This is a genomic window from Mycobacterium sp., assembly GCF_025965855.1.
In the GTDB taxonomy this organism is placed as follows: Bacteria; Actinomycetota; Actinomycetes; order Mycobacteriales; family Mycobacteriaceae; genus Mycobacterium.
Map to the genome: position 1 here is coordinate 1 of NZ_JAOPWB010000167.1, position 3,202 is coordinate 3,202.

Here is a 3,202-nt window from a genome sequence, read left to right on the forward strand (position 1 = left end):
CGAACGCGACTCGCCGAAAGACTCGCCCAACACGACGCGCCCGAAAGGTCTTCCCGCGCCGCACTTATCGGTTATGGTGTGATCTCTCGACACACGTACAACATCGGCTGGTAAACAGCCGTTAACCGCAACGAGGCGTGTGCATAACGTCGAGGGGTGCGTTGCTATGAGCGTGGCCTTGAACTTGACTTCGCGGTGCTCGCACGCTGGTGCGCAGGCACTGCGACTGGCGGCCGACGCCAGAGATACGTACCGAGCCGGCGCCGTGTTGCTGCGCGGCTCGCCGTTCGCGGTCGGCTGGTTCGCCGGCTGGCTGTCCACCGAATTTCCCCCGCACGTGCTGACCGGTCACGCGTTGTCCCGGGTATCGCGGCCGTCCATCGGCCGCGTCGGCACCTCGTGGGCCGCGCAGAAAGCCGACCAGGCCCTCACCGCCGCGCTCGAGGAGTGCTTCGGGCCGGACTTCCGTGACCTGGTCTGCCACCCGGCCAGTGCCCAGTCCGAATGCGTCACGCGCGGCGGGCTGCTGCGCCGGCCCGGCGGCGGCGGGCCGCACCGCCGGTACGCGGCGCAAACCTCCGATATCCCCTACGGTCCCGGCGGTACCGAACACCTGCTCGACATCTGGCGGCGTCATGACCTCGCGCCCGGGCGCCGCGCGCCGGTGCTGATCCAGGTCCCCGGAGGAGCGTGGGCCGTCGGCGACAAACGGGTGCAGGCCTACACGCTGATGAGCCGGATGGCCGAACTCGGCTGGATCTGCGTCTCGATCAACTACAGCAAGAGCCCGCGTTGCACCTTTCCCACCCACCTCATCGACGTGAAGAGGGCGATCGCGTGGGTCCGCGAGAACATCGCCGACTACGGCGGCGATCCCGACTTCATGGCGATCACCGGCGGGTCCGCGGGCGGGCACCTGGCGTCGCTGGCCGCGCTCACCCCCAACGACCCGCAGTTCCAGCCCGGCTTCGAAGACGCCGACACCACCGTCCAGGCCGTCGCGCCGTATTACGGCGTCTACGACTTCACCGACTTCGAGAACATGCACGAGATAATGCTGCCGTTCCTCGAGCACTTCGTCCTCAAGACCCGCTACAGAGAGAACCCGGAGCGGTTCAGGTCGGCATCGCCGGTCACGTACGCGCACGGGCAGGCCCCGCCGTTCTTCGTCCTGCACGGCGAGAAAGACGAATTGGTTCCCACCGGCCAGGCCCGGGCCTTCTGCGCGGCGCTACGCGGCGCCGGGGCCGCCACGGTGGCCTACGCCGAACTCGCCAACGCGCACCACGCTTTCGACATCACCCCGACCGTCCGTTCGCGGTTGGCCGCCGACGCCGTCTCCGACTTCCTGGGCGTCGTCTACGGTCGTCGCGCCAGCTCGCTGACGGATTCGTTGCCGCTGTCTGCGACTTCGGCCAGCTGAGCCGGGCCCGGCTTCGCTGACTGGATCGCGCCTTTCACCAGCGCGGCAACCCGACTAGCGTTGGGTGGGCGATTCGTTTGCCCGGTACGAGGCGGGTCCGAGGCAGGAGGCTTGGTCAGCGGTGACAACGTTGGCGCGTCGAGTTCATGATCATGGCTGAGTCGGTCGGGGCCCCTAAATTGTCCGACGAGCTTGGACCGGTTGACTATCTGATGCATCGGGGTGAAGCGAACCCCCGGACCCGGTCGGGGATCATGGCGCTGGAACTCCTCGACTCGACGCCGGACTGGGGCCGGTTTCGCAGCCGATTCGAAAACGCCTCCCGACGGGTGTTGCGGCTGCGGCAGAAGGTCGTCGTGCCGACGTTGCCGACGGCGTCTCCGCGCTGGGTGGTCGATCCCGACTTCAACCTCGACTTCCACGTGCGCCGCGTGCGCGTGTCGGGGTCCGGCACGCTACGGGAGGTGTTCGATCTCGCCGAGGTGATCCTGCAGTCGCCGATGGACATATCGCGGCCGCTGTGGACGGCCACCCTGGTGGAGGGCCTGGCCGACGGGAAGGCCGCGACGCTGATGCATGTCAGCCACGCGGTCACCGACGGTGTCGGCGGCGTCGAGATGTTCGCCGAGATCTATGACCTCGAGCGCGACCCGCCGCCCAGGCCGACGCCGCCGCAACCCATTCCGCAGGATCTGAGCCCCAATGACCTGATGCGCCAAGGCCTCAACCGCCTACCGTTCGCCATCGTCAACGGTGTCGTGGGCGCGGTGTCCGGGGCGGTGTCGGCGGCCGGCAAGGCGGTGCTCGACCCGGTATCCACGGTCGGTGGAGCGGTCGGATACGCCATGTCGGGCATGCGCGTGATCAACCGCGCCGCCGAGCCGTCGCCGCTGCTGCGCCGGCGCAGCCTTGCCACCCGCACCGAAGCGATCGACATCCCGCTCTCCGACCTGCACAGGGCCGCGAAGGCCGGCGGGGGATCGATCAACGACGCCTATCTGGCCGGTGTGTCGGGCGCGCTGCGGCGCTACCACGTGGCCCTCGGCGTGCCCATCGGCACGCTGCCCATGGCGGTGCCGGTGAGCCTGCGCGCCGATGCGGACACGGCCGGCGGCAACCGGTTCACCGGCGTCAACCTGGCAGCGCCGCTGGGTACCGCCGATCCGGTCGCCCGGATGAGCAAGATCCGCGCCCAGATGACGCAGCGCCGCGACGAGCCCGCGATGAACATCATCGGTTCCATCGCGCCGGTGCTGAGCGTCTTGCCGACGGCGGTGCTCGAGGGGATCACCGGCTCCTTCATCGGCTCCGACGTGCAGGCCAGCAACGTCCCGGTCTATCCCGGCGACACCTATATCGCCGGCGCAAAGGTCGTGCGGCAGTACGGCGTCGGCCCGCTGCCCGGTGTGGCGATGATGGTGGTGCTGATTTCCCGGGGAGGCTGGTGCACCATCAGCGTGCGCTACGACAGGGCAGCCGTGCGAAACGAGCCGCTGTTCGCCCGGTGCCTGCTGGAGGGTTTCGACGAGATCCTGGCGTTGGCGGGTGACCCGGCGCCCCGCGCGGTGCCGGCCTCATTCACCGAGCCGGCCCTTTCCTCGCGATCGGTGACGGGCTCATGAGCGCCTCACAAGAGCACGCCGAAAACCGTGGCGCCCAAAAGAAGCCGTCGGGCGACATGAGGTTGCCCGGCTCGGTCGCCGAGATCATGGCCAGTCCCGCCGGGCCCAAGATCGGCGCGTTTTTCGACCTGGATGGGACGCTGGTCGCCGGGTTCAC

At 68.8% G+C, this 3,202-nt stretch carries 3 protein-coding genes; all 3 read left to right on the forward strand.

The window, feature by feature from the left end; genetic code table 11:
• The first annotated feature begins 166 nt into the window (after positions 1-166).
• Positions 167-1,423: an alpha/beta hydrolase gene (locus tag JWP83_RS13530; RefSeq protein WP_297730623.1), complete on the forward strand. Its 1,257-nt coding sequence runs from the start codon at positions 167-169 to the stop codon at positions 1,421-1,423.
• 152 nt (positions 1,424-1,575) lie between these two features.
• Positions 1,576-3,045: a wax ester/triacylglycerol synthase family O-acyltransferase gene (locus JWP83_RS13535; protein WP_297730625.1), complete on the forward strand. Its 1,470-nt coding sequence runs from the start codon at positions 1,576-1,578 to the stop codon at positions 3,043-3,045.
• Positions 3,042-3,202: hypothetical protein (locus JWP83_RS13540; RefSeq protein WP_297730627.1), on the forward strand; the 161-nt coding region annotated here is incomplete at its 3' end. The genes JWP83_RS13535 and JWP83_RS13540, both read left to right, overlap by 4 nt.